Source organism: Halobacterium bonnevillei (assembly GCF_009831555.1).
Lineage (GTDB): Archaea > Halobacteriota > Halobacteria > Halobacteriales > Halobacteriaceae > Halobacterium > Halobacterium bonnevillei.
The window spans coordinates 1-1,659 of record NZ_WUUU01000314.1 but is presented as its reverse complement, the minus strand read 5'-3'; the positions used below and the strand labels follow the sequence as shown (position 1 = coordinate 1,659).

General features: G+C 58.6%; 2 protein-coding genes and 1 pseudogene. All 3 read right to left on the bottom strand.

The genetic code is table 11. The features are described from left to right. On the bottom strand, positions 1-265 hold a 265-nt coding region (locus tag GRX66_RS18810), incomplete at its 3' end, for an archaellin/type IV pilin N-terminal domain-containing protein (RefSeq protein WP_325064013.1). Between the two features lie 583 nt (positions 266-848). Then, a pseudogene (locus GRX66_RS21000) lies at positions 849-1,074 on the bottom strand (archaellin/type IV pilin N-terminal domain-containing protein); the annotation flags it as partial. A gap of 8 nt (positions 1,075-1,082) precedes the next feature. Next, positions 1,083-1,659, bottom strand: a 577-nt coding sequence (locus tag GRX66_RS18800; protein WP_159527825.1) for a hypothetical protein, incomplete at its 5' end; no start/stop codon positions are given.

The following is a 1,659-nucleotide window of genomic DNA, read 5'->3' as shown; positions in this document are numbered from 1 at the left end:
TCTCGTACACGCTCGTCTCGGAGATGTCAACGTCGGTTTTACTGACGTTGTTGACTTCGCCGACGGCGCCGATGACGTTGATGTTGTTTGCGACCTGATCGGTACTATCCTGGCCGGTGTCCTCCGCTTGGGTCTGCAGCACACCAGCCGTGTTGATGAGGACGCCGGCGGCGATTGCGGCGACCAGGACCATCGCGATGAACACGATGAGCGTCCCGATCCCCACCTGACCGCGCTCTTCCTCGTCGTTGATAAATTCGAACATTGTCTTATCTATAGTTGAACTGAGCTGCCACCGTCTCCGATGAGCGAGTCGGGCACCTGCAGGTTCACGTACCGCTGCGAACCAGCGGGCGTCGTGATTGTCAACTCGACGTTCTCGCCCTCCTGGAGGAGCTGCAGTTCGCTGTTGTCGTACCCGTCGTTTTCGGTGGTTTCGATACTCTGGATTGATTCACCAGCGGCCCCGTCACCAGTCGATTCGTTGTAGACTTGCTGAAGGGGGATGATGACTTCGTAGCGGTCGCTCTCGCTGGTCATCACCGTGTCTTCCTCGGTCTCGGCCGTGATCGCCTGCACGAAGTACGCCGCGGTTCCTTCGCCCTTCACCCACGGGTCATCTAATTTTGAAGATGCGTTAATCGCGGGAGCTTCCGCCTCGGTGTGATGGATGACGTTTGCGAACGACTCTCCGCCGACGTACTGGATGGAGAGTCCGGAGAGGTCGATGTCACCCGCGCCCGGGGACTTCTGCGTGGTCAGCCGGAGGGTATAGACCTCCGAGTCTGTGAGTTCCGTGTCGAAGTCGCTGATGTTGTTGCTGGCGTTGACGATTGCCGTGTCGGTCGCGCTCGCGTTCGCGACGTCGCCGACGGCGCCGATGACGTTGATGTTGTTTGCGACCTGATCGGTACTATCCTGGCCGGTGTCCTCCGCCTGGGTCTGGAGGACGCCCGCAGTGTTGATGAGGACGCCGGCGGCGATTGCGGCGACCAGGACCATCGCGATGAACACGATGAGCGTCCCGATCCCCACCTGACCGCGCTCTTCCTCGTCGTTGATAAATTCGAACATTGTACTATTTAGAGTTGGACCGTGCCACCTTCGTCACCGACGAGCGAAGACGGGACGCGGAGGTTCACGTACCGTTGCGAACCGGACTCCGTCGTAACAGTCAATTCTATGGTTTCGCCTTCGGTCAGCAGATCGAGGTCGGTGTTGTTGACGTCGATAGAACTGATGTCAGTTTCGATGTCTGCATCACTACCGTACGTCGCCACTGAAACATTGTCACTGTCCGAAGCGGAGGTCTTGTTTATGAGAGAGTGACTACTGTTCCAGTGAGTCCCGGTCGGGATGACGAGTTCGTAGCGGTCGCTCTCGCTCGTCATCACCGTGTCCTCCTCGGTCTCGGCCGTGATCGCCTGCACGAAGTACACATTGGACACGCTATCGGCCGACGTGTTACGTTCGCTGATGTGAACGAGGTTGCCGAAGCCGTCCGGGCCGACGTACTGAACTGAGAGCCCTGAGAGGTCGACGTCACCGGCGCCCGGTGACTTCTGCAGCGTCGTCCGGATCTCGTACACGCTCGTCTCGGAGATGTCAACGTCGGTTTTACTGACGTTGTTGACTTCGCCGACGGCGCCGATGACGTTG